Below are 25,896 nucleotides of genomic sequence, written 5' to 3' on the forward strand. Positions count from 1 at the left end.
GTTTTATTTTTCATTTGTTGCCGATTGCCGATCGTTTCTCGGTCCCAGGTTCTACCACAGAATGCAGACCGTGAGGCTCTGCCTTATGTTGCCTGGATTAGGAGGCGGAGCCTGGGAACGAGGTGGGGGTTAAAAAACCTGCTAAAGAATTCATTGTTGCCGATTGAGATACAAGCAAAGTTTGAACCAGAACTTCTTTTTCCGATAAGCAATCATCGGAGTTGGATTCTGTGTTGGATAGCAAAGTCTCTTCCCAAGTGACATTTTCTACGTCCAACAATTGTGCCAACGCCTCAGTTGTTTGTCTTGTATTAAACAGCAATTGCCGCACTTCCATTTCTCTATCGCTCAGTGCAGGTGTAGGTTGTTTTTCAGAAGTCTTTGGCTGAAAGTCTTCTACCTTAGTAGCCCAAGAAGGTTGCCATTGGTCAAAATCGCTCAAATTTTGTGGAAAAATCTTTGCTGCTTCCTTAAGCAACACCTGTAAAATTTGAGTATGAGGTCGCAAGCGTAAAATTAAACTAGGTAACCACGGTAATAATACTGAGTCTGGAACTGAAGCAAAGAGTTTACTCAACAGTTCTACGACTAATTGACCGATTCGAGGAGCAAAATTGAGCGCTAGAATAAACCCGTTGAGATAGTCGGGAAAAGCAGCTATCTGCATCTCATTGTTAAGCACGTGGTTCAAGAATTCGCGAATTTGTTCTATGGTTCGCAATCCTAGCAATAATTCCGTTGTCCACAGCAAACCCAGCTTTGCTCGATCTTCCAACTCCTGGCTTGCTTGCTGCACTCCAATTAACAACTGGCTGCGATTGCAACCTAAAGAAAGTGCTAAGCTTTCCAGGGTAAAGATAAAGCCCAGCATTCCAGCAATTTGTTCGGGTGAAGTTCCTCGATCCGCAAAGGCTTTGGGTAAAAGTGTTGCATAATGCCCGTAACCAGTAACAACAAATCGTTCAATCCAAGTTGGCAATCCTGTCGCTGTGGTGCGGTAGTAATGCACCAAACGGCGTACCCTCTCAAAAATTTTAGGTGCATCTTCAGCTCCGGTTTCTTGGGAAAGTAATGCGATCGCGTGTTCTCCCAATTCTTGCGTCAACCGCAAGCTGTGGAGGTATAAAATACTATTTTCAGCAGCTTCTAAAACAGAACTCGTTTTTGCCCGATCTGCGAAAGCAAACTGTTTGAGCCGTTGTTCCAAAACTTGCTCGATAGTTACGCCTTCATAACCCAGCATAATAATCTCTCGCTGGTTCTTACCAATCCGAATTTCCCAAGATTCTTGTAACGGCTTAAACCCAAGAGTTCGCTCTCCCATAATGGGTTGTACGAGACGAGCTCCTACCAAATAGTGAAGTCGCCACAAAACATCAGAACAAGCCAACAACTCAGGTTGTTGCTTGAAGTCCATCAAAGCACGTTGATTGGTTTGGCTCAGTAAGTTCATCCCAAGTGGTGTTAAGCGATTGTAAACATCTTGAGCTAACGGCGGTAGGGAAGCATAGCCCACCGTTCCAATGCGATCGCCCCCCAGCAAAATTTGGCACAGTTGAGCAATATTGCGTTTTTTGGGAGTACGGTCTTTTTCCAAACAGGTAATAGCTGCATCTTGGAAATCATAAGGGGTTGGATGAACCCGATGTCGCATTCCTGCAAGCAGCATTGAAGTTTGATAAATAGCTATAGCATCTGCAGTACTTGCCAAGTATCCATTTTTACGTGCAGAGGCAACGATATCAGCACACCATTGCAAGAGTTGTTCTGTATCCCCTTGTGCAAATTCTGGGGGACGGGTGAGGAAGTTTGTTAGAGAAGTGGGAGAGGGGGTAGACGAGGGAGAGGGGGTAGACAAGGGAGAAGATTCTACCTTGTCCCTTGTATCCTTTTTCTCCAGAACGAATGGTTTTAATTTAGCTACCTTGAGACTCTTTTTCCAAGTCGCTTCGGCGAGGGAAATCGTTCCGGCTGGATGGTTAAACTGATATTCAATAGCTACAAAACTTGAGGGAATTAGCCCGTACAGCCATTTTGTTTGAGTCAGTTCGGGAATATCATTCCATATTGTACTGTTAGATACTCCAAACTCAGGAACATCACTAGCAGCGTGTGCTGCACCACAGATGTATATGGCTTCATGGGGAGCAATAGAGTTTGCTTTCATGTGCTGCTTAATACGAGTCCACATATACCGTTCGCGCAGGCGATCGCTTTCCACATCTTTGTTGTTTGTTCCCAGCCGCCGCATTAAGCTACCTATTAAAAACATAACTTGGCGATAGGTTTCGAGATCGGCACCGATAATAGCTTGCTCAACATATTGATCCCACCATTCAGCAAAGTGGCGCGTGTTGGAGTTGCGCAGCAAAAAATCAAGAAATCTCTCGAATGTGGGAACTAAACTGCCAACTTCCACCCCAAAAGCCGTACCGTGCATTTTAGCTTCATCTGAAGGTGCTTCTTCTGATTCCTCTTGGCTTTTCAACTCATTTGGTTCCCATTGAAAGATAAAATCAACTGCCCGATCTACAAATACCAGTTGTGTTTTTGGATGCTTTAAAGTGTAAGCGATCGCTTGATACTCAGCAGAAGCTTCTGTTAGGGGTGCGACTGCACTTAAGGGCATTAATTTGGGTGAAAAAGTTTGAGATTCAGCAGCAAATGCTTGTAATGCGACAGGTAATTTACAATCCCGCAAATGTTCTACAACAGGTAGTAAATCCTCACACATTTCCAGGTAAATTGCTTTGAGTGGTTTCTCATGCAGCCTTCTCACCATCTGTAAAGCTGAGGATGGTGAGTGGTGACATACGGGAAAGATTTCTAACGGTTCGGCTGCAGCCCTTTCCACATCTCGGACTAAAGCTGCTAAAAATTCGCTCAAAGGTTGAGCATCTGTGGCAAACTTTTCTGCAGCGTCAAGTAGCTGTTGTTGGAGAGGTGCTAGTGTTTGTGGAAGTTTAACCATTGCCTTTTCTGTAGTGCTTGATGTTTCCTTATTTCTTCATCAATCCCATAGCCTGCTTTCCCCCTTCTAAAAATGGTTGCCACTCTCCCTTTTGCTCCTGACTGCGTTTTTCGACAACAGCATGCCAAAACTGATTGAGTACGGAAACATCTTCAGGTAATCGGCGTACTAATGTACCAACAAGAGAACGTGCTAGTGTCCCGGCTTCTAAAGAAGTGACGCCAAAAAAGCGGCTGTGGAGAATGGCATCTTCTAAGACCCCTATTTGTTCGGCGGTAGATAGAGCAGATTCGAGACGCCCGTCATCAGAACTAGCGGCTGCACTTGTTTCTCGTAAATCGGCAAAGGTTTGCAGCAAAACATCAAGTAATGTGGGTGGGATGTCAACTTCAAAACCATGACGACTCATGAGTTCTTGAGTCCGGAACAGAATGATTTCTTTTTCCTGTTTTTTGTTTGTGACTACGGGCATATGGACAAAGTTAAAGCGGCGTTTTAAAGCTGAAGAGAGTTCATTGACGCCTCTGTCTCGACTGTTGGCTGTGGCAATGACGTTAAATCCTGGTTGGGCAAAGGCAATGTTATCTGTTTTTAATTCGGGTATGGAAATATACTTTTCGCTAAGAATGGAAATGAGGGCGTCTTGTACGTCGGATGTACACCGCGTTAACTCTTCAAACCGTCCCATGGCTCCTGTTTGCATTGCGGTCATGATGGGAGAAGGTATGAGGGACTCTCTGGATTGTCCGGCGGCGATGACCATTGCTACGTTCCAGGAGTATTTAATTTGGTCTTCTGTGGTTCCTGCGGTTCCTTGAACGACGTAAGTGGAATTACTGGAAATTGCTGCAGCTAGTAGTTCCGCGAGCCAGCTTTTTCCTGTACCGGGATCGCCTATAAGGAGTAAACCCCTGTCTGAGGCTAGGGTAACGATGGCTCGTTCGACTATTGCTGTATCGCCGTACCATTTTTGTTCTATGGTGCGATCGAGTTTTTGCGAGGGGGTGTTTCCGAGTATGAAGGTTCTAACCATCTGTGGGGATAGTTTCCAGGAGAAGGGTTTGGTTCCTTTGTCGATTGAGGTTAGATATTGGAGTTCTTCTTTGTATTTGGTTTCGGCTGGTTGTCGCAGCATTGTTGTGGTTTTTGTTTTTGCCATTTTTTTATTGGTGGTTGAAGATTTTATTTAAGGAACCGCAAAGGCGCAAAGGGCGCAAAGAAAAGAGATAAGGAAGTGTGAGATGAGTGTCTATGTTTGGATTGAAAATTCTACTTTGTCGTAAAGGTCGATGAGTTGTATTTGAAATGGAACGGAGCTTAGGTTTAGGATTGTTTTCTCTCCTTCATAACTTGAAAAAAGCCATTTATTGTCTTCGGTTTTTGTATATTGTTCTGCATAAATTTCTGTTTGTGAAATTAGGATATATTCTTTTAGTGTGGAAATGGCACGATAGAGTTTGAATTTTCCAACTCGGTCATATTTTTCTGTAGATTCTGATAAAATTTCTGCAATCGCAATCGGGTTGGTAATTATGTCTTTACGTTCTTCTGCTAACTCTACTTGACCTGCAACGACCATAACATCAGGATATGTATATAAATTATTGCTTGGAATCCACAAGCGCATATCAGTCATGAAGACTTCGTAAGGTTGCTTTTTGAGGGCAAAATTGAGTGCTGAACTCAAATTTAGAGTAATTCGATTATGATTTGGGGTTCCGCCTGCTATGGGAAATATTTGACCGTTGTAATATTCGCTTCTGTAGGTTGCAGCAGCTTCTAGCTCTAGATATTCTTCGGGCGTGTAGTAGTCTTGTTGCTGAACTTGCATAGTTGTTGGGTTATTAAGTGACTATTACCTTCTTTAATTCTTGTATTAATTTCTTAGGACTGCCAGTTAAAATTGGCGTACCTAATTCTTTGAGTTTGTCTCTAAACCATTGATGAACGCTAAAGTACCCGGAACTGGTAACTGCTCCTACAGGAATGAAATGCAAACCCGTTTCTTTGAGCGATCTAATGTAGTCATACAGCACTTGGTCGCTACCACCTTCGTAAAAGTCGGAAATAAGGACGAGAACTGTATTTTGTGGCTCAAGAATTTTTTGGGCTGCTTCTACAAGTGCTCCATAAATGTATGTTCCACCTCCTAGTTGAGTGCGTAACAAAACTTCAAACGGATCGTGTACCCAAGGTGTTAAATCGAGTACTTGTGTATCAAAGGCAAGTAAGTGTACGTCTACGTTGGGAATTCCAGCGAAAATTGAGGCGAGAATTGTACACTGTACCATTGCATCTACCATTGACCCTGATTGGTCAACAACAACAATCATGCGGGTTGGTGTCTTTTTTCTAGCAGTATGGTGGTAGTAAAGGCGATCGACTAATAATTGTTGCTCTTGTGGGCTCCAGTTAGTTAGGTTCTTCCAGATAGTTCGCTTTAAGTCTAGATTGCGGAAAACTCGTTTTGGGGGAACTGAGCGATCGATTTTGCCAGTCACTGTTTGTGCAACTTGTAGACGCAACACTTCTGCTAATTCATTAATGAATTCTTGAATGAGTCGTTTGGCATTTTTGAGGGAATTCCCTGATAAATTGGCTTTATCGCGTAGAAGTTGTTCAACTAATGCCATTGAGGGGGTTAATTGACTGGCTAATCGGTCATCTTTTAAAACTTCCCGCAATGCCATCCTTTCAATCAGTTCACCCTCCATTGCTTTTAGAGTGGCGCTTAACTGTTCTCTATCAACCGTAAAGCCTTCTCCTATACCCAATCCTGCACCCATTCCCGCGCTACTGCTTGCACCACCCCGATCTTTTCCACTACCTGTACCTGTACCAATCCCCGGTTTTTGTCCTCGCAAGCTACCCGGTGAACAACCAAGGGCTTTTTCTAAATAGCTGACATCCTTTAACCATTGAGCATACTGTTGTGCAGTAATCACACTATTTTGAGTATTGGGACCAAAGGCGTTTAGTAGTAGTTTAGAAAAGACAAGCGCACGACGTAGGATTGTAGTGTCATGGGGGTTGGTTGGAGATAAGGGAGAAGAATTAGTGTCCTGCTGATTGGCTTCTGCAATTTCAGCTATTATTGGTTGCGTGAAATCTTGCTCCAACTCTGGGTAGCGCTGTAGCAAATTCTCTATACTCATATTGGGATCGAGAATCAGTTGTGGCAAACCCAGTTCATCAACGATCGCCCGACTCATTCGCTCAAAATTTGCGCCCTGTTCGGTATAGCCAAACATGGCTGTAAGCAATCGCCAGTAAAGAACTTGACGCCGTTGAGCAATCTGGTTTCCATCCATAAGTTCATTGAAATAAGTAAAAAAATATTTATCGTTCTGTCAACTTCCCAATCCAAAATTGATGAATTTAAAATTTAACTCTTCTTCCGCAGCAACCGACTCGCACGTTCCTGTAAAATCGTTACAACACTATTTTTTGGGGGAGCGTTCAACACTTTAGCCGCACCTTGCCCTGAAAAAATAGTTTTACCTTGTACGGTTGCAACTAATGGTTGAACAGCCCAACAACCAGCATTAAAACGAAGAAGCCCAAAAAGTTCGGTTGATTTAGAAATGTCTTCTGTATTGATTTCTGATAAAGAACTCATGCGTTCAGTAGCAATTGGCAATACCCCTCCATCTTTCCACTTCAACATCAAGGTATTATCCTGACGAGCGATCGCGTAATCTTTCAGAAATATAGGTTCAGCCAATTGTACTGGATGGCGATCGACAGGAGGGATCGCAGGGAAATTCAAGTTATTTGTAGCATCGATCGCAAAAAATTCAGATGCTTTATGCATCAAGTTATAATTCTTACCCAATTGAGCTTCACCCTGCCAAAGTAAATCCCCTGTTGGTAGCAGAGGGATATCCTTAAGGTGCAACGCTCTATTTTCAGCAAAAGCATGGAGTAGAACAGCAGCGTTAGGAAACAGCAGCCAAATTTGGTCACCACTAATTGCATCAACTTTATAAGCAGATAACGTCAGTCGTACCCATTGAACTAGAGCATCAACCTTCAGCAATCCATAAGCAGTAAAACTTACCACATTAGAGTGATGGCGTAAGTCCAAGCCCAATAATTCTAATGTCCCAGACACAATCTCAGGTTGAGGTGTAACAGGAGGACGTATTGCACCAACCATCGCTTGCGTCCACAAATCAACCCAGCGATAAATGGGAATAGTGCTCGTATCAGCCACCGGAACCCAACTCATCAGTTCGTTAAAAAATCCTGTTAATAAAGCAGCTTGGCGCACCAGTCGAGGTTCTGACTGAATTTGCTCTAGAGTAGCCATAAAAGGAATTAAAGTTGGTGCTTCAAGGCGAGCATACCCCGTCAAGGCAATTTCCATCAGCCAGTGACGAATGCTTTCCAACCAAACCCGCAAACCGTCATCTTCCTTGTCTCCCGTGTCCCCCGTGTCCTCTACCATCCGTCCCAACCCACTCCTCGCTTGCTGCTGTAAGGTATCAAAAAGGGCTCCTTGCAAGGAAGCGCGTGCGGTTGCCAAAATCATGAAATGTCGATCTAAAAACTCATGACTTTGAAGGGCAGTATATGTTTTAGAGATAGGTTGTTGAAGTGGTGTACCTGTAAATATTTGCTGAAGACTGTTGAGAGTGTCTAGGTGTTGGGTGTCAAGATTTGCAAAACCCACGAGGAAGCATCGATCGAAATCAGCAATCAATTCAAACGTTTCTTGAGTTCCTTTAGGCAGTTGGTTTAGTACATTTGAAAATGCCATAATTTTCTTCCTTTATACAAACCAACTCATTTCGGGTAAGGGACGGTTATCGCTACTAAGTTCTAAGTAACGAAGGTAGTTGAGAAACCGACTGAAAACTTCACTCTTCTGTTCTTTTTTCACTGTTCCCGTGCGGCTAAGAATGTCACCTATTGCTTTAATTTGGCTAATGTCACCAGGAACTTTGAGACTATTGGCAACTTGCTCGATTCCATATGAAATTACAGCCTCTTGGAGTAAAGCTTGCAAATGCTTGCACGGGTATCCACGTAACCCACCACATGGACGATTGTTATTGGTGCTGCAGTAGTAATCTAAAGTGTTGGCTTCAAAAAAAGAAACATAGACTCGTTCGATATCAGAACCACTAGACACAACTCCTTGCAAACGCCCGTTAAACACTTCCACAAAGGGGACGTCTTTGATATTTCGCTTTCCAGAAACAATATTGCGTTCGGAGTGAATGAAGGATGAGTTAAGCATATAAAGCAGCACTCACGCTTGTATAAAAAGTTCAGTATATTCTTTTATTTTTCATTTGTCGCCGATCGCCGATCGTCGGTCACTATACAATAGCGATCGCGTCCTTGCTGCTTTGCTTGGTATAAAGCTGTATCTGCTCTTGCAATCAACGCTGAAGGGCAACTGTTTTCATTAGGAATCATGCTGGCTATACCCAAGCTTGCCGTGACATAATTCTTAACGTCTGAGGAGAGGTGAGAAATTTGAAGTTGGGCTATTTGTTCTTGAATACGTACAGCAACTTGCTCAGCCCCTGTCTGTGCAGTATTCGGTAGAATAACGGCAAATTCTTCCCCACCGTAACGTGCTACTAAATCTGCTGGGTATTGTAAAGCGCTGGTAATTTCACGTGCAATTTTTACCAAACAGGTGTCTCCTGCGGGATGACCGTAGGTGTCATTGTACCGTTTGAACTGGTCAATATCACATAAAATCAACGATATGGGTTTTTGCTCTCGTGTCAATCGCCGCCACTGTTGTTCTAAGTACTCATCGAAGCGGCGGCGATTAGCAACATGGGTTAACGCATCAATCTTAGCCAAACGTTCTAGTTGCTGTTTTGCTTGTTGCAGTTTTTGGTAAAGTTCTGACTGCTGTAAAGCGATCGCTAAATTACTGGCAATTTGATGCAGTAAGTCTACGTCCTCTGTTTGCCATTGTCGGTGATTGCCACAAGTATGAACGATGAGCAGACCCCATAATTTTACTGTTTGCGATTTAGGGATTATTGCATCGCTACTTTCTAAAATGTTTTCCTCACCATGACTGACACTAGCTAAATCTTCTGAGTGTTGAATGATGGGAGTAACAACCTTAGATTTTACTCCTATCTGCTGCATAAAGTTCTTCAAACAACCACTTAAATCCTCTTGATTTGTATCAAAAATGACTTGTGACTGTCCCCGACAGTAAAGGTCATAACAATGAGAGGGAAAACATCGATCTAAGAATTGAAGTCCCAAGGTTGATATAAATGCAGGATCGACAGATTCTTGAATCACAATTCCCGATCCATCTGATTTAAGTTGAAAAATTAAGACTCGATCGACTTGCAGAATTTGACGGACTTGAGTGACTGTCGTGGTCAAAATTTCATTAAAATCCAATGATTTATGAATTTGTTTGGTAATCTCCGCTAATAATCTCTGGCGCTGCATTTGGTTTTGCAAGGCAAGTTCTGTTCGTTTGCGATCGCTTATATCTTCTATTAACCCATCACAAATAATTTCTCCATTCTCTTGTCTGGTCACTCGGCTAGCAACCTGAATCCATTTCATTTGCTGGGAAGAAACAACAATACGTCCTTCCCATTTCAGGGTTAGCGTCGTTTCTAAAGCATTGTATAACGATTCTTCTAAAGAACTAACATCATCGGGGTAAATGGAACTTTCTATAAACTCACCCCCCTGTTGGAAAGATACGAGATCTGTTTCAAACAGGTTTTGGAAACTGGGACTGATGTAAAGCCATCGATTCGATCCATCAAGCTGATGTAACACCCTATAAATGACACTAGGTAGATTAGCTGCTAGGTCTTGAAATCTAGCTTCACTTATTTGTAGCTGTCTTTCCAACTGAGAACGCCGCAAAGCTGTAGTGATAGTTGTGTGCAGTTCGGTCCGTTTAAAGGGTTTGATCAGATAACCGTAGGGATCGGTAGCCATTGCTCGCTTGAGAGTTGGCTCATCAGCATATGCTGTTAAGTAAATAATCGGAATGTGTAAGCGATCGCGAATTCTAGCAGCTGCTTCTATACCATCCATACTTCCCTGTAGTCGGATATCCATGAGTATCAAATCTGGTTTGAGCTTTTCGGCAAGATCGACTGCCTTTTCACCAGATGCAATGTTACCTGCAACGACATACCCTAACTTTTCTAAGGAAGTTTGAAGATTCCAAGCAACGACTCGCTCATCTTCAACTATCAAAATGCCAGCCATATTTAGCTTCGGACAGCTTGAAAAAGGTGAGATTCTATTTTATTCTTTTTATCTGTCGAAAAAAATTCGCTTTTGCCTGGATTTATCTGTACTCAACACTTAGATGGGAAAATTTGAATTTTAAACCACGTCACATCTCCCCTTTCTATTCCAACCTTACCCATCAATTGTTCGACCAACAGCATAACTAACTTGAGTCCCATAGAAGCGTTTTGCTGAATATCAAAATCAATGGGAAGACTATTACCATCATTACCAACAGCTAGTTCAATCCAATCATCAGGCAAATTTTTCACGTGGATGTATATGTTTCCACAGCGACCGTCACTAAAACTGTGTTTGAATGCATTCGTCACGAGTTCATTTAGCAACAATCCACAAGGAATGGCTTGGTCAAGACCGAGAAAGACTGATTCAGTATCAAATTTGAGGGTTGCTCGATTCCCAAAAAATATGTATGTATCTAGTAAATCACGTGCAAGCTGCTGCACGTATTCAGCAAAATCGATCCCAGAAAAATTGTTTGTCCGATACAAGTTTTCATGTACTAACGCCATTGAACTTATCCGGTTGCAGCTGTCCTCTAAAGCGGCTTTGGCTTGTAGATCGCTAACCTTATCCATTTGAAGCTCAAGCAAACTAGAAATGACATAGAGATTGTTTTTGACGCGATGGTGAACCTCTGCTAGCAAAACTTCTTTTTCTTGCAGTGAAGCTCGCAGTTTCTCTTCTGCTCGTTTGGGTTCTGTAATATCCTCAATGAATCCCAAGACAAACTCTGGATTTCCCTCTCCATTACAAATAGCCACTTTTTTATTGCGAATAATTTTAAGTTCTCTTTGCTTTGTCCAAATTAATTCTTCTGGAACTTCCATAACTTGGCAGTTTGCGACCACTTCTCGGTCTTGAGCTATGCAAAAATCTGCCTGTCGCTTTGGAAAGAGGTCATAATCGGTTTTAGCCAAAACTTCTTCTGCTGTATAGCCCATTAACGACTGACATGCCGAGTTCCAAAGCACAAAACAAAAATTTTTGGTTTCCTTAGCAAACACTGCAATGGGTAGGTGTTCTAAAACGGATTGCAGGAAATTACGAGTTTGTACAAGTCTTGTTTCTGCTTGCTTGCGATCGCTAATTTCCCTACTTAATTGCTCGTTGATCTGGCTCAACTTCGCTGTTCGTTCTGCTACTCGTTGCTCCAACACTTCACTCAAATGGCGGTACTTTGCTTGACTCTGTCGCAATTCCTGTTCAGTTTGCTTGAGTCTTGTGATATCTGTTGCCGTACCCACTACCTGCGAGGGAGAACCATTAGTATCTCTATTTAAGACTACGTTTCGGATATTCAGCCAGCGCCACTCTCCATTCCTATGGCACATACGATATTCAGCTTCTATAATTTCTTTATCTTTCGCTGTTGCAAGCCGATGGAAGATTTCTGCCACTATCACCTTATCATCAGGATGAATCAAGGTTTGCACAAATTCAGTCCCCTTGCTTTGAATAACGGTGGGAGAATAACCTAGAATCTCAGTTAGCTGACGATTTGAGTAGATATTCCGTCGTTCATATAGGTCGTAAACGTATAGAATAGCTGGTGTTGACTCCGCTATCTGCTCGAGCAATCGCTGTTTTTTCAACAGATCTGCCTCTATGCGAGCGCGTTCGGCTTCGATTTGCTTGTACCTGCTAGTAAAATTATTTATTAATTTTTTATAATTAATATGTAGTTCAGTAAAAGCTTGAGAAATTTGCACGCATTGGTCTGCAGTTTGAGGCAGCTTGTTGACTTGCAGTTCTAAAGTAGTTAAGCGATTGCAGAACGACTCCATAACTTGAGTCAATTGTTTTGCCGTCATAACGATAACTCCTACTAATTCTTAATTTTTTCAGTATTTTCGCTCGCCAATTGTCAGTTAAATTTTGTTAAGATTAAACTCGGTACTAACACTTTCGCCTCAAGCACCAATACCCTACCTTGGAGAGACTCAATGCTGCGACTAGAACACATAAGTAAAATTTACCCCACAGGCGAAGTTCTCAAGGATATAAACTGGGAAGTAAAACCGGGCGATCGCATAGGTTTGGTTGGTGTCAATGGTGCGGGAAAATCGACTCAGCTGAAAATTATTTCTGGGGAAATCGAACCCACCGCAGGAGAGATAGTTCGTCCTGCTAGCTTGCACATTGCTTACCTCAATCAAGAATTTGAAGTCGATCCCACGCGGACTGTTCGTGAAGAATTTTGGACAGTCTTTAAAGAAGCAAACCAAGTACAGCAAGATTTGGCGCAGGTACAGCGAGACATGGAAAGCGCCAACCCAGAGCAACTTGACCGCCTGATTAATAAGTTAGACCGCTTGCAAAGGAAGTTTGAAGCACTAGACGGCTACGTGCTGGAAACAAGAATAGGTAAGATACTACCAGAAATGGGTTTTCAGTTAGAAGATGGCGAGCGTCTTGTAAGTGCTTTTAGTGGCGGTTGGCAAATGCGGATGGGTTTGGGAAAAATTCTTTTGCAGCAGCCAGATCTGTTACTCTTAGACGAACCGACAAACCATTTAGACTTAGAAACAATTGAGTGGTTGGAGACTTATCTTAAAGGGCTCACAACTCCAATGGTGATTGTTTCTCACGACCGAGAATTCTTGGATCGGCTTTGCACTCAAATTGTGGAAACCGAACGCGGGGTTTCTAGCACGTACCTTGGGAACTACTCAGCATACCTCCAACAAAAAGCTGAAAACCAAGCAGCACAGTTATCGGCTTACGAACGCCAGCAAAAAGAACTCGAAAAACAACAAGCTTTTGTCGATCGCTTCCGTGCGAGTGCTACCCGCAGTACTCAAGCAAAGAGCAGGGAAAAACAACTCGAAAAGATCGAGCGCGTTGAAGCACCACAATCTGACGTCAGAACGCTACACTTTCGGTTTCCACCTGCACCCCGTAGCGGGCTTGAGGTAGTAAAAATTAAAGATTTAACACACACTTACGATGATAAGATTTTGTTTTTAGGTGCAAATCTTTTAGTCGAGCGAGGCGATCGCATCGCTTTTGTTGCTCCTAACGGTGCAGGCAAATCTACTTTATTGCGCTTGATTATGGGTCTGGAAAAACCCACAGAAGGTAAGGTAGATCTAGGTCAGCATAATGTGATTCCCGGTTATTTTGAACAAAACCAAGCCGAAGCTTTGGATTTGAAAAAAACAGTCATGGAAACCATTCATGATGAAGTTCCCGATTGGAAAAATGAAGAAGTAAGGACAATTTTGGGAAGATTTTTATTTAGTGGTGATACTGTATTTAAACAAGTATCAGCATTGAGCGGAGGCGAGAAAGCAAGGCTGGCATTGGCAAAAATGCTTTTACAGCCAGTGAATTTATTAATCCTTGATGAGCCGACAAATCACTTGGATATACCTGCCAAAGAAATGCTAGAAGAAGCCATCCAAAATTATGATGGGACAGTGATAGTCGTATCGCACGACCGTTATTTCATCTCACAAGTTGCCAACAAAATTGTGGAAATTCGCGATGGTGAGTTTCGTGTATACTTGGGAAATTATCACTACTACTTAGACAAAATAGCAGAAGAAAAAGAACAGGCAAGGTTGGCTGCGATCGCAGCCGAAAAAGCCGCGAAAAAAGCAGCAAAAGCATCAGGAAAGAAAAAGTAGGGAACTGCTAATGGCTAATAGCTTATGGGTAATAGTATGAGAACAATTAGCAATTAGCTATTAGCTATTAGCAAGATAAGCAGAAATTCACTTGCGGTTGTGATTAGCAGTGGTATCATTCGGGTATTACAAAAAGTAAAGGGCAATTATACTATGACCAAAGCACCTATTGCTCCCGTGGTGCTAGTCATTTTAGACGGATGGGGCTACTCCGAGGAGACTCATGGAAATGCTATTGCCGTTGCAAAAACCCCGGTAATGGATAGCTTATGGGCAGCTTATCCTCACACCCTCATAAGAACATCAGGGAAAGCGGTGGGATTACCAGAAGGTCAAATGGGCAATTCAGAAGTTGGCCATTTGAATCTGGGCGCAGGAAGAGTAGTACCTCAAGAGCTGGTACGCATCTCAGATGCTGTAGAAGACGGTTCCATCCTCAAAAACCCAGCACTTGTCAAAATCTGCCAGGAAGTGTTTAGTCGCCAAGGCAAGTTGCATTTAATGGGTCTTTGTTCCGAGGGAGGAGTGCATTCGCACCTCAATCATCTATTCGGATTAATTGACTTAGCCAAAGTACACTTAATTTCAGAAGTTTGCATACACGCTATCACTGACGGTCGCGATACTACTCCAACAGAAGGGGTAAAAGCACTAGCACAAATTCAAGACTATATCGACCGTATAGGTGTTGGGCGCATAGTGACGGTTAGCGGTCGCTACTACGCCATGGATCGCGATCGCCGTTGGGATCGTGTCAAACGTGCTTATGACGTTATGACACAGGCAGAACCTGGTGATGGTCGCAAAGCTGTAGACGTTCTCCAAACATCGTATGCAGAAGGCATTACAGACGAATTCATCGTTCCAGTGAGAATAGCTCCGGGAGCGATCGCTCCCGGAGATGGAGTTATTTTCTTTAACTTCCGTCCGGATCGCGCCAGACAGCTCACTCAAGCGTTTGTCAATCCAGAATTTGACGGTTTTGAAAGACAGCAGATCGAACCACTGTCTTTTGTGACCTTTACACAGTATGAGCCAGAATTAGCAGTTGGGGTTGCCTTTGAGCCTCAAAATCTCAGCAATATTCTGGGTGAAGTGATTGCTCAAAACGGTCTGAAGCAGTTTCGGACTGCAGAAACAGAAAAATACGCTCACGTTACCTACTTCTTCAACGGTGGTTTAGAAGAACCATTTGAAGGAGAAGATAGAGAACTGGTGAACAGTCCGATGGTGGCGACGTATGACTCTGCCCCAGCAATGTCAGCCCAAGCAGTTACAGAGGTGGCTGCTTCAGCCATTGAAAAGCGCATTTATTCTCTAGTGGTCATTAACTATGCCAATCCTGACATGGTGGGACACACTGGAAAAATTGATGCTACAGTCACAGCACTTGAGACTGTTGATAAGTGTTTGGGTCATCTGCTTGCAAGTATTAGCAAAGTAGGTGGTACAGCAATTATTACAGCCGACCACGGGAATGCCGAGTACATGGTAGACACGGATGGTAATCCCTGGACAGCTCATACTACCAACCCCGTTCCTTTAATTTTGGTGGAAGGAGAAAAAGCAAAAATTCCAGGGCACGGCACAAACGTTGTTCTCAGAAGCGATGGCAAACTAGCTGACATTGCTCCTACAATTCTAGAAATTTTGCAATTGCCCAAACCATCTGAAATGACAGGGCAATCTTTGATACAACAAACAGGGTATGACCTCCAAGCTTCTCGCACTCCCGTACAACTAGGGCTGTAGTCGAAGAATGATGAATTATGAATGATGAATGATGAATGATGATACAGGTCAAAATTCATGCATCTCAATTCATAATTCATACTTCATAATTTATAATTTGTATATCCAATTCATAATTCATAGTTCGTAATAATATGACCATTACTAACGTTGTACAGGGCATTTGGGCATTTTCTGCAATTGGAATGATTGTTTTAGTTTTACTACACAGCCCCAAAGGAGATGGTATAGCAGCGATCGGCGGACAAGCTCAATTATTTAGCAGCACCAAGAGTGCTGAAAATACTTTAAACCGCGTTACATGGGCGCTTACAGTCATTTTTCTGGGTTTAACCGTGGTTTTAAGTGCAGGTTGGTTGCCAAAATAAACACCTGCAAGTGACCGAAAAATTCAGGAGATCGAGATCGTGTTCGGCTAAAGACTCATAAATTAATGAGTTTTCAGGTGTGCTTTAGTGCAAGCAAAGTATTAATCCGAACATGATACAAAGACTCTGGTCACTGAAAATAGCTATGAAACTTAGCATTTTTAGAAAAATAAATATAAAAATCTCGATATGGCAGCGCTTAATTGCCTCCTTAGTATTGGCAATTGTTACAGCACTGCTTATTGTTTTGCCTAACTCTCCAATCCTGGCTGATGGTAAAAACCCATCCCCTCAACTCTCCCAATCTTCTCCATCTTTTCCCAAACCCCATCCTCTACCGCTAACACTGGCACAATGGCAAGATCCCGCAAACAGTGGAGATTATTTTGCACAAGTGACACCAGTTGAAGAAGGTTACTTAGTTTGGTCGAAATTTCCCGTTCGGGTTTACGTGGAACCACCGAGGGCGGTCAATAACCCACAAGCAGAGGCATGGGTTAAGTCTGTTGTACAAGCAGTACAGGAATGGAATGCGTATTTACCCCTAACAGTTATTGAAAAACCAGAGGAAGCTGATATTACTATCGTGCGCAAGGCTCCTCCACTTCAAACTTCTTCAGATAGCAAAATTCCCCGTGCGCGTTCTGCCCAAACTACTTATAGAGTATACATCAGCAAAAATAATCTTCTGTCTCATCGCTTTGCAATTTTGCTGAGTCCCAGCCAAACAGGTCAGTATGTTTTGGCAGCTGCTCGTCACGAACTCGGTCACGCTTTGGGCATTTGGGGACACAGTCCGCAACAAACCGATGCTTTGTACTTTTCCCAAGTCCGCAATCCACCACCAATTTCTCCGCGAGATGCGAACACGTTGAAGCGGGTTTACGAACAACCAACGACTTTGGGATGGTCAGTAAATGTCGCAAACCCGAGTCGGTCACCTCGATCGTGAGGGGCTGCTAGATCTCGGACTTTTTCAATAAGAAGTCCGAGATCTGAATCGGTTGTTATTACTGCAAAAGTGCCTGAAATCGTTTATTTTTTCACAAAGTATCTAGATCTGCATCGGTTCTTGCAGCAGCTAGATACTTTGCTCGATTAAGCTTAATAGCTCGGGCAATGCAATCCACAGCTAGAGTTGCTTTGCCCTGACGCATAACAGTAACCTTTGTTGTAAATAGCATTTGCAAGGTCGGGTTTGATTTGCAAGGCGCGGTCAATGCTCTCATGGGCTTCGCGATATTTTCCCAAAATGGCAAGAGAGTTTCCCTTCGAGTCCCAAGCTTCATAATCATAGGGATATAATGACAGTAAGAGATCGTAGCTTTCCAATGCTTCTTTATGCTTGCCCCATTCAACCAAGATTAAGCTACGATTGCTTAAAACACGGCGATCTTTAGGGCTCAGAGCAAGAGCACGATTCAAACTCTCAAGAGACTCTGCGTAACGCTTCAAATGTCCTAGAGCCAATCCATGACATCACCAGGCATCACTATAGGTGGGATCGAGCTTTAAAGCTTCTTCCAAGGAAGCGATCGCCATACTATACTTCCTTGCCTCAAAAAGCCGAAGCCCTTCATCAAACAAAGTTTTAGCTTGTGCTTCCGGGTGTTCTTGCATGAGTCTTGCAAAACTGAGATGAAAGACAGGATAACATGGTTAGCATTCTCGTTTCTTCTAGAAAAAATTCCCTGAAAGCAACCAAAAATGCTGAATATTCTAGTGCAGAAAGTCATGTTCAATGTAATTTCTTTCTTGAGATGTAAGCTTTCCAAGGCAATGCTTAACTCCTGACAGAGAAATTACTTTTCTCCCTCCGCTAGAACGGATAACAAAATGTAGTGAGGATGAATAATGATTTATTTGGGATATGCCACTTTTTTTCTGATGCTACTGCTAGCGTTATGTGGCTCAATGATTCAAATGAGTGCTGCTCTCGATGAAGCTGACATTCAGGGCTTTTCTGTTTGGACAAGTATTGCATGCGTGATTGCCGGGTTACCGATAATGCTTTGGTAGTCTACTCGAACCATCGTAAATGCTATTGGGCAGATTGTAGAGAAGATTTTTGGATGCAATCATTACATTGATGTCGCAAAGGACACTCTGCACACAGGGGATTTCTCGCCGTACAAACACCAGCCCCAAAGTCAAAAAGTGCTAAATTCCAAGCTCCAACTTCGTTTGCGGGAGCTGCTTGTTCAGCCGCTTGCCAAAGGAGGGGACAGCGAGATTTTACCCGACCGCCTTGCAATCCAAAAAATCGCTCCAAAATCCGAGCAACATTAGTATCAATGACTGCTTTAGGCTGTCCAAAAGCATTAGCACATACCGATCTAGCTATGTATTTGCCTACCCCAGGAAGTTTTAACAGCTGTGCTTCTTGTTCGGGAATTTTGCCCCCATAGTCTTTGACAATTATCTGTGCTGATTTATGCAGTCGTTCTGCTCTAAAAGCAAGACCTAATGGCTGTAAAAGTCCTGATATCTCAGCAACAGAAGCGTTTGCGAGCAACCCAACTGTGGGATAGCGTTGCATAAATATCTCGTACAAAGAAGCGACCGAAGGTGCATTGGTCTTTTGCAGAAAAACTTCAGCAACCAAGATAGCATAAGGGTCTTGAGTATTGCGCCAAGCAAATTGCCTGCGGTTCAGCTTTGCCCAAGTTAGCAGTTGCTCGCGAAACCATTTGAGTTTCTCTTTATTGAGATAGATGGAATGTCCGCTCATTGAATGGTCGCTCCGGTGCCGCTTATCATGCTAGTCTGGGCTATATTTGGGCTTAATTTTTGTTTAAGTCCCACTAGTGACTTGCTTGTATATTTCAGTATATTTCAGGAAAAATACTAACACAATTTTTCCTAAACCTACGCAGTGTTGATCTTCCTGCTGTATTGCTGGAATAGGCGTTCCCATACAACAATTTAGCTTTTTTAATCTCTTAATAGACGTAGCAGAACGACTTTGATAAATTACTATAATAACCGTTCCGCTACATCTTGGTATTACAAGTGACTGCTAAGCACCGCGACTGTATTGAAAGCTGCGCTGCTTGAGAACTTCAGCGTACAGTTCTACCAATCTAGCAATGTTTTTATTGAGAGTATAACTATCTAACACTCTTTGTCTCGCTTTTTGCCCTAACAAAGTTGTTACTTCCGGATGGTCTTGGAACAGTGGCAGAAGTGTTCTTAATTGAGAACGGACTGTTTTTGGATTGAGAACAACTCCCGCTCCTTTATCCAGTACTTCCCCATCTGCACCTACATCTGTTGCTATACAAGCAATTCCACAAGACATTGCCTCTAGGAGTGATAGAGATAAACCTTCTACAAGTGAAGGCAAAATAAACACATCACCACCCCGCAAAATTTCGATGCGCCGTTGTTCGTCGGCTACAAATCCCAACCAAACGATGTTGTATTCTTCTCCGTAAAACGTTTCTAGTGATGGCTTTAACGGACCATCACCAACAACAAGTAATTTGCTTTGGGGACCCATATCCGCCTGCTTCCATGCTCGAAGCAAAGCTTCAACATTCTTCTCTGGAGCTATACGACCTTGATAGACAAACAAACGGTTGGCTCGAAACTCAGCTTTAACCTGAGAAGGACCGGGAGAATACTTGACCACATCTACGCCATTGGGAATCACGGCGATATTATCTTCCGGAACTCCCAAGCGTGCTAACAAATCTCGCTGAATCTGGGAAAAAACTATCGTGCGATCGTAGTTGCCCAGAAAAGGTGCGTAGAGTTGATAAGCTAAAAGCTGTGTTCCCGATACAAGTTTTGCTCCTTTACCTGCAAAGGGGGTATGAAAAGTCGCAATTAGAGGCAAGTTCAGCTTTTCACAAATTTCCGGTAAAACAAAGTCAAGGGGAGACAGAGTCAGCGAAGCATGAACTATATCTGGTTTGATACGTCGCAATGACTGAGTCAACACCTTAGTCGCGTTCAAAGTCGGAATTGTGTAAACCTGGGACTTGTAAATGAAGGGTAAAGTTACTTCTTGGCAATTAGGCCAATTGTCCGAATCAGATTCTTCTTGAGCAAAATGAAGAAAGCTAACTTGATGTCCTCCGTCTAGCAATGCGTTTGTAATTTCTCTGCTATAGGTGACATTACCGCAAAAGGGAGATTTTTTTCCAATCCAGGCTATACGCATTCTTTGTTAGCTATCAGGAAAGCGAAATTAATTATATTAACTTTTTGTCTTTTTTTGATCGGTTCTGTTTGAAATTTTACTTGTTGGTTATTGAGTCATCATAAAGACTTCAAAAATCACTGCCTTTACAGAAAAGCTGAAATCTTTCCGGACAGTAAATCTTTGACTTCACTTACTCTCTCAAGAATATTAATTCAACAAAACATTTCCCAGATACTAACGATCGCATTCAGTGACAGTCTTTGTCAATTCCCAATAAGCATGAGAAAAGATCGACGATCGCTGGTCATCGGTTACTGGTTGAAGCCTTTGTCGATACCCAACAAGTATGAGAGAACTCTTCAATGTGGTAAGTTTACCATGAAAAGCGAAGCTTTCAGTCAACAAGCAAGCAATAAAAGCTGAATCTTGACTCAAATAATCATTCAAAAATAAAGAACTCCAAGCAAGAGGGGTTAGCTACCTCAGGACACCGGAAATCAACTGCTAATTGTCTGCTTTACCTAGCACTTTTTATTCATTCTGTTGCGCCCAGTTCAGGAGACGATGACTTGGAAGAGTTGAACCAGGTTAATACACCACCTGAAAAGACGATCGCAGCTAATGCCAAAAAGACTGCTTGCAATCCAATAAAAGTTTCCGCCAAACCAGCCAGTGCTAGAGGTAGAGTCAGAGCGATGTTAATAACGTTGTTTTGCAAACCAAAAACTTTGCCACGCATTTCTGCAGGAGTTTCTGTTTGGATAGCCGTTTGCATGGGAATACCTATCAATGCCCCAAAAACACCAACTAGCGTTACTAACGCCAGAACAACCCAGAGTTGTTTGGTAAATATCGATAAACCAATAAGAGATGCGCCCACACCCAAACAACCAAATAAACTGAGTTGAGTGTATGAAAAGCGCTGACAGAACAGCCCTAAAATTGTTGCTCCTAAAGCAATGCCAACTCCACCTGCAGCCAGCAAGAAGCCAAATTGAGATGCTTTTAAATGCGGAATAACTTCTGCCATCCGAACAGCAAGAACGGTTAAAGCAGCAAAGACGGAGAATAATATTATAAGTTGCAGCAAAGCATTGCGAAGACGAGGATTTTCTCCCAAATACCGAAACCCATCCCGCAAGTCAGCTAAAACATGAGGTGCTTCTTCATCAGGTTTGTGCGGTTTTTCGTGAGTGGTTAGGAGTAACAAAATAATTCCTGCGATCGCATAGCTACCACCAACCACTATTTCTTTCCCGAGCCCGTAACTCCCACCAAGTTGCGCCCAAATTCGATCTGCCACACCCAACAGAGGTTCCCCTACCGCAAACCCAACTATCACCGACGCCATCATCGTTGTGGTGTAAAGTGAGTTAGCAGAAAGTAAATGTTGCTCTTGTACCACTAAAGGAATTGCAGCTTGCTCTGCAGGTGCAAAAAATTGTGTAAGCGTGGACACTAAAAAAGTAACCGCCAAAATGATGACAAATCCTACTGGCAAAACTCCTAGAAACGGTTGCCAATCTTCAGTGAGCCATAAAAGTAGCGGAATGCTCAAAACTAAGATACCCCGCCAAACATTTGTTGATACCAAAACTACTTTTTTTGACCAGCGATCTACAAACACACCTGCAAGAGAACCAAATAGTACTGCAGGAATGGTAAAAAACATCATCAGCGCCGATACCCAACCACTGATGGTCTGGTCGCTTGCTTGGAAATGAGTACTAATGATGGCAATCATCAGTACCAAATAAACCTTATCTGCTAGTTGACAAAAAACTTGTCCACCCCAAAGAGCAAGAAAGTTGGGATTTCTTAATACTGGAAAAAAGCCCCCATCTTCTTTTTTTTCATCTGATGCTATCTTGCTATTGGAATCAGATGCAGCTGTGACATTATCAGTTCCTGCTGGGATATGTCCGGAACCGTTGCCGTTGCCATTGTTATGACTATAAGTAGGTTGGGATTCCCATTTTTTTTCACAGTCATTTGTGAAATTGGGTTTGGGTACTTCCGGTTTCTCATTTTTGTATTTGCCAGAAAGGTCGTTTGCTGACTTTTCCTGGAGATAAACCTGATTGGAGACAGGTTTAGTCACACTAGGGTGATTTGTGACTTGCTGTACCGAAGCCCTACTTTGTTTCTTAACATGGCTTGGTGGTGTTGGCTGGATTTTTGTGTCTAAATCAGACGGTTGCATCATGGTGGGTAGCAAAATAAGAATCAATTAAAGCAGCAGAGCGAATCGAGCGACCAAGGTGGTATTGAGCATATTGGCGCAAAATTTGCTCGACAGAAAACCAGCCGTAGTTTTTGGCTATATCTTGCATTATCTCTGGTTGTGATAACTGTTGGAGTATGGAAAGCTCTATAGCATCCAACCGACTGGAAATAACAGGTAATTCTTGTTGATGGACAACAGTTTTGTAACTAGTAGTCTTTTCTTTAACAGAAGGTGGGGATGGGGTAGACAGGGGAGAAGATGCTCCCTTATCCCCCTTGTCCCCCTTGTCCCCCAGCCTCCTTATCCCCTCTTCCTTCAAGCGTTTCCATGTTGTCAGGCAAACTGTTCCACCAGTAGGAATGCTAAATCCTACTTGCCAATCGGGGTTGGTAAAATCTGGAGTCAAAGTGTTTCCTGTCAGACAGCAAGCTTGTACCTGTGGGGTGAGTCCTGCTATGGCTAAAAGGTGAAATAATCCATGTGCCAAATGTGCTATGACAGCTGATGGCTCGTGGCTTGGTAATTCTTCTATACGGCTGAGGTGTTCCTTCAATAATTCATACAACTCTTCTTGAGGTTGCTCGCTTAACGCCTGACACAGTACTACCTCTGCTAAATACTGACTGGCTGCAAGTTTTCCCAAATTTGTTGCAAGTCCTGGGAAAGTTTTTATAGTTTGAGCTTGGGTAATTTTGTCTAGCGATCGCCCCTTAGCAATCAATAACTCATTTACCACAAACATTCCACTTCTACCGCCCAAACTAGACTTGTGCTTGCGCGATCCAGGAGCAACAGCGCGAATCAGACCAAACTCTCGTGTCAAAATTGTCACTAGTCTATCTGATTCTCCTATCGCTTGGGTTTTCAAATTAATTCCAGTTGTTTTATAAGTTTTACTCATTTGTCTTTTGTCCTCTGTCATTTGTCCTTTGTCTCATACTAATGACTCATGACTAATGACTCATGACTAATGATTACTTGCTACGATCCAGCCTATCGCGCTGTCGGAGCAATTCAACACTTCGCGAGGTTCCCAAACGAGTGGCTCCCTCTAATATCAAGTCTAAAGCTTGGTCAATAGTGCGAATTCCCCCAGAGGCTTTAATTCCTACCCTTTCTCCTGCGACTTCCTTCAAAAGTTTGACATCTGCCACTGTTGCACCACCATTCCAACCCGTACTGGTTTTAAGAAATGCTGCTCCAGCATCCATAGCAAGTTCCGCCGCCAGTCTTTTCTCTTCGTCAGTCAGCAGGTTTGTTTCCAAAATCACTTTTACTGTTTGCCCGGTTTCTTCACAAATTTCAGCAATTTCCCGATGCACGTCATCGCTTTTGCCAGCTTTCAACCATCCCAAGTTGATCGTGACATCTAACTCTGTTGCACCATTTTCCACAGCTTCTTGAGCTTCGTACAATTTAGTTGCTGAAGTCACCGCGCCTGTAGGAAAGCCAATAACTGTACAGACTTTAGGCTGTTTGCCCTGCAAAAGTTCTGCTGCTTGCCTTACGTGTACGGGGTATACGCAAACTGCCGCAAAATGAAATTTGTCTGCTTCTTCACACCATTGCTCTACCTGCTCTGGAGTAGCTGTTGGCATCAACAAAGCATGGTCAATGAATGGCGCAATATCAATGTCTGTATAATCTGCTGCCATCGTTTTTTTGTAGTTGATTATTAACCTTTATAAAGAAATTTAAAACTCTTTAGATAAATTAAATCATAATTCTTATGAATTTCCGCTAAAGCTTTTTCCTTTATTAGGTGTAATCAATGACTGATTGTGATAGGGCTAACTTTAGCTTAGACACCTACTCTCTCAAAGAAAGCAATTTTTTAGACTAACCAATTATCCTTAGATAAATTGTATCAATCTATATTTAGAATTATATAGTAGTCTTTGGGAGTGTGGAAAAGTCAAAGGCAAAGAGAATTCTCAGATGGGCAAGACTCGCCTTTGCTCACTGGCTCTTGCAGTGTAGTCTTGTCGCATTGTGTAGCGCGTGCTTTACGTATAGTATATGTCTAAGGATATACCCAGAAAAACCTCGCTTGTACAGGAGCAAATTTTCTTCACCTTTTGTCAGATATCGTCTAAAAAACCCAAAATAGTTTGAGCTAAAGCCTTTGAAGCTAAATAAGGAACGCCATTACCAATTGTTTTAAACATATTTGTCAGTGACATACTGTTGGGAAGTGAAAAACTTGCAGGCAAAGATTGAATTGCTAAAGCTTCAGCAACGGAAATTCGCCGCATTTTGTAGGGATGTAAATGTACTTCATTGTTACCGTAGCAAGCTGTGGGAGAATAACGCCATCTGTGAAGGCGTTTGTAAGATTTTTTGGAATCGTCTCCTTCATCAATAGTAGCGAATTTTCTGATACCTGCCCTTGGTTGAAAATAGTGCTGAGTATTGGGATGCTTCAGTACATCATTTTTTCTAAACCAGTACTCAACAGTAAGTTCTTGAGGAATACCATCAGGACAGGGCAAAATAGAGCCTTCCCGAAAGGGTTCGCAACGGCTCCAGTTATGGGAAAAAACTTTCTCTTTGGTATATACAATATATTTTTCCCAAGGAAAAACCCCTACAGGTAGAAATTTTTCCCCATTGAGTTTTATCCCCAAATCCCCAACCAACTCAAGTTGAAATCCAAGAAGAATAATTCTTTCTCTATCTTGTGGAACACCATATTCTATGGAATTGATTAACCTTTCTGTAAGTACATAACCAGCTTGAGTTAATTTTTGCTTTAGCCCTTCAAAGAACAAACGGTGTTTCTTTGTCTTCCACAAACCCTTTACATTCTCGAACAGAAAAAAATCTGGTAAAGCTTCACAAATTAATTCAACATAAGCAGCCGACAGTTTGCCATTCTCTCCAAATTGCCCTCTATTTTTTCCACCAATAGAAAAATCAGGGCAGGGAGGACCACCAATAAATCCCACAATATTATTAGATTTACGGCAATCAGCTACCAATTCACGCAAGCGCAAAATTTGTGCTTCTTCAGTCAGTTTTGCTACGTCGCCTTCTTCCCTTTGATGATAACCGTATTCTGGCAATGGAAGGTTGAGACTAGAACGTGAATAGCGGTATGCCTCCATGAAAGGAGAGAAAACTTCATTCACATAAACAATATGGAAACCACTCGTTTCAAAACCCAAATCTAGAAAACCCGAACCAGCAAAAAAGGAAAATATTCTGGGGCTTAAATTCATTTAATAACTGTGACACGCTTTGATAATATTTAATGGCATTTTTTAATTAATCTATTTTTGTTATGTCCCCATCTGACTGGGACATTATTGCCCTCACTCTAGAAGAGTGGGGCTATACAAACAAAGCCTGCCTTCGCAGGCTAATTGTATGCAGCTTCATATTAAATTGGTATAAGATGCGATCGCCGTTAGTCACTGCGATATCTTGTCCGGCAAATTAAGTATAATAAAACCTCGGTAGACTTGTTTGTGTCTTTACGCTTTTGCGTGAAATAAACCATAATTGTTTAACTGGACATAATGGTA

The 25,896-nt window shown here is 42.5% G+C and carries 23 protein-coding genes; 6 read left to right on the forward strand and 17 right to left on the reverse strand.

Annotation, left to right across the window (positions count from 1 at the left end; all coding sequences use genetic code 11):
* Window positions 1-97: 97 nt before the first annotated feature.
* From HC643_RS12365 to HC643_RS12400, 8 genes are all read right to left on the reverse strand, one after another.
* Window positions 98-2,971 (reverse strand): DUF5682 family protein, encoded by a 2,874-nt coding sequence (locus tag HC643_RS12365; RefSeq protein WP_038078845.1) that lies wholly within the window; start codon window positions 2,969-2,971, stop codon window positions 98-100.
* 28 nt (window positions 2,972-2,999) lie between these two features.
* The gene (locus HC643_RS12370) at window positions 3,000-4,130 is read right to left on the reverse strand and encodes an ATP-binding protein (protein ID WP_038078842.1); all 1,131 of its coding nucleotides are present in this window, start codon (window positions 4,128-4,130) and stop codon (window positions 3,000-3,002) included.
* 90 nt (window positions 4,131-4,220) lie between these two features.
* On the reverse strand, window positions 4,221-4,802 hold the full coding sequence (locus HC643_RS12375) for a Uma2 family endonuclease (protein ID WP_038078840.1): 582 nt from the start codon (window positions 4,800-4,802) through the stop codon (window positions 4,221-4,223).
* A gap of 13 nt (window positions 4,803-4,815) precedes the next feature.
* Window positions 4,816-6,282, reverse strand: a complete 1,467-nt coding sequence (locus HC643_RS12380; RefSeq protein ID WP_050045717.1) for a VWA domain-containing protein — start codon at window positions 6,280-6,282, stop codon at window positions 4,816-4,818.
* Between the two features lie 74 nt (window positions 6,283-6,356).
* On the reverse strand, window positions 6,357-7,733 hold the full coding sequence (locus HC643_RS12385; protein ID WP_038078839.1) for a hypothetical protein: 1,377 nt from the start codon (window positions 7,731-7,733) through the stop codon (window positions 6,357-6,359).
* A 12-nt stretch (window positions 7,734-7,745) separates the two neighbouring features.
* Window positions 7,746-8,216 carry a hypothetical protein gene (locus HC643_RS12390; protein ID WP_050045718.1) on the reverse strand — a complete coding sequence of 157 codons (471 nt, stop codon included), beginning with the start codon at window positions 8,214-8,216 and terminating at the stop codon, window positions 7,746-7,748.
* 44 nt (window positions 8,217-8,260) lie between these two features.
* On the reverse strand, window positions 8,261-10,195 hold the full coding sequence (locus HC643_RS12395; RefSeq protein WP_050045719.1) for a diguanylate cyclase domain-containing protein: 1,935 nt from the start codon (window positions 10,193-10,195) through the stop codon (window positions 8,261-8,263).
* A 92-nt stretch (window positions 10,196-10,287) separates the two neighbouring features.
* A complete protein-coding gene (locus tag HC643_RS12400) occupies window positions 10,288-12,054 on the reverse strand; it encodes a PAS domain-containing sensor histidine kinase (RefSeq protein ID WP_038078836.1) in 1,767 nt (588 codons plus the stop codon).
* A 132-nt stretch (window positions 12,055-12,186) separates the two neighbouring features.
* On the opposite strand from HC643_RS12400, the gene HC643_RS12405 reads away from it, so the two are divergent.
* From HC643_RS12405 to HC643_RS12420, 4 genes are all read left to right on the forward strand, one after another.
* Window positions 12,187-13,872 carry an ABC-F family ATP-binding cassette domain-containing protein gene (locus HC643_RS12405; RefSeq protein ID WP_038078834.1) on the forward strand — a complete coding sequence of 562 codons (1,686 nt, stop codon included), beginning with the start codon at window positions 12,187-12,189 and terminating at the stop codon, window positions 13,870-13,872.
* Between the two features lie 153 nt (window positions 13,873-14,025).
* The gene (gene gpmI / locus HC643_RS12410) at window positions 14,026-15,624 is read left to right on the forward strand and encodes a 2,3-bisphosphoglycerate-independent phosphoglycerate mutase (protein WP_038078832.1); all 1,599 of its coding nucleotides are present in this window, start codon (window positions 14,026-14,028) and stop codon (window positions 15,622-15,624) included.
* A gap of 134 nt (window positions 15,625-15,758) precedes the next feature.
* Window positions 15,759-15,992, forward strand: a complete 234-nt coding sequence (gene secG, locus HC643_RS12415) for a preprotein translocase subunit SecG (protein WP_038078830.1) — start codon at window positions 15,759-15,761, stop codon at window positions 15,990-15,992.
* Window positions 15,993-16,137: 145 nt separating this feature from the next.
* Window positions 16,138-16,944, forward strand: coding sequence for a peptidase (locus tag HC643_RS12420; RefSeq protein ID WP_050045992.1), 807 nt, complete (start codon window positions 16,138-16,140; stop codon window positions 16,942-16,944).
* 152 nt (window positions 16,945-17,096) lie between these two features.
* Here the strand turns inward: HC643_RS12420 and HC643_RS12425 are convergent, their stop codons facing one another.
* Both HC643_RS12425 and HC643_RS12430 read right to left on the reverse strand, forming a co-directional pair.
* Window positions 17,097-17,462, reverse strand: coding sequence for a tetratricopeptide repeat protein (locus tag HC643_RS12425; protein WP_050045720.1), 366 nt, complete (start codon window positions 17,460-17,462; stop codon window positions 17,097-17,099).
* Window positions 17,463-17,471: 9 nt separating this feature from the next.
* Window positions 17,472-17,612 (reverse strand): tetratricopeptide repeat protein, encoded by a 141-nt coding sequence (locus HC643_RS12430; RefSeq protein ID WP_137986269.1) that lies wholly within the window; start codon window positions 17,610-17,612, stop codon window positions 17,472-17,474.
* A 234-nt stretch (window positions 17,613-17,846) separates the two neighbouring features.
* Between HC643_RS12430 and HC643_RS12435 the strand changes: the two genes are divergently transcribed.
* Window positions 17,847-18,011, forward strand: coding sequence for a hypothetical protein (locus HC643_RS12435; RefSeq protein WP_167844668.1), 165 nt, complete (start codon window positions 17,847-17,849; stop codon window positions 18,009-18,011).
* A gap of 22 nt (window positions 18,012-18,033) precedes the next feature.
* On the opposite strand, the gene HC643_RS12440 is transcribed toward HC643_RS12435, so the two are convergent.
* The 7 genes from HC643_RS12440 to HC643_RS12470 all read right to left on the reverse strand — a co-directional run bounded on the left by HC643_RS12440 (window position 18,034) and on the right by HC643_RS12470 (window position 25,590).
* On the reverse strand, window positions 18,034-18,723 hold the full coding sequence (locus HC643_RS12440; RefSeq protein ID WP_050045721.1) for an HhH-GPD family protein: 690 nt from the start codon (window positions 18,721-18,723) through the stop codon (window positions 18,034-18,036).
* A gap of 288 nt (window positions 18,724-19,011) precedes the next feature.
* Window positions 19,012-20,160 carry a glycosyltransferase family 4 protein gene (locus HC643_RS12445; protein WP_038078824.1) on the reverse strand — a complete coding sequence of 383 codons (1,149 nt, stop codon included), beginning with the start codon at window positions 20,158-20,160 and terminating at the stop codon, window positions 19,012-19,014.
* A gap of 216 nt (window positions 20,161-20,376) precedes the next feature.
* Window positions 20,377-20,589: a hypothetical protein gene (locus HC643_RS41350; protein ID WP_137986270.1), complete on the reverse strand. Its 213-nt coding sequence runs from the start codon at window positions 20,587-20,589 to the stop codon at window positions 20,377-20,379.
* 88 nt (window positions 20,590-20,677) lie between these two features.
* Window positions 20,678-22,345, reverse strand: coding sequence for an MFS transporter (locus HC643_RS12455; protein ID WP_050045722.1), 1,668 nt, complete (start codon window positions 22,343-22,345; stop codon window positions 20,678-20,680).
* On the reverse strand, window positions 22,332-23,270 hold the full coding sequence (gene recO / locus HC643_RS12460; RefSeq protein ID WP_038078822.1) for a DNA repair protein RecO: 939 nt from the start codon (window positions 23,268-23,270) through the stop codon (window positions 22,332-22,334). Before recO ends, HC643_RS12455 begins: the two co-directional genes overlap by 14 nt.
* Before the next feature lie 73 nt (window positions 23,271-23,343).
* Window positions 23,344-24,024: a deoxyribose-phosphate aldolase gene (gene deoC / locus HC643_RS12465; protein ID WP_038078819.1), complete on the reverse strand. Its 681-nt coding sequence runs from the start codon at window positions 24,022-24,024 to the stop codon at window positions 23,344-23,346.
* Between the two features lie 426 nt (window positions 24,025-24,450).
* Window positions 24,451-25,590, reverse strand: coding sequence for a DNA cytosine methyltransferase (locus tag HC643_RS12470; RefSeq protein ID WP_038078818.1), 1,140 nt, complete (start codon window positions 25,588-25,590; stop codon window positions 24,451-24,453).
* Between the two features lie 62 nt (window positions 25,591-25,652).
* Here HC643_RS12470 and HC643_RS12475 point away from each other — a divergent pair, with 62 nt between their 5' ends.
* Window positions 25,653-25,811 (forward strand): hypothetical protein, encoded by a 159-nt coding sequence (locus tag HC643_RS12475; protein ID WP_162002225.1) that lies wholly within the window; start codon window positions 25,653-25,655, stop codon window positions 25,809-25,811.
* Window positions 25,812-25,896: the final 85 nt, after the last annotated feature.

The sequence above is a fragment of the Tolypothrix bouteillei VB521301 genome, assembly GCF_000760695.4.
GTDB classification, from domain to species: Bacteria; Cyanobacteriota; Cyanobacteriia; order Cyanobacteriales; family Nostocaceae; genus Scytonema; species Scytonema bouteillei_A.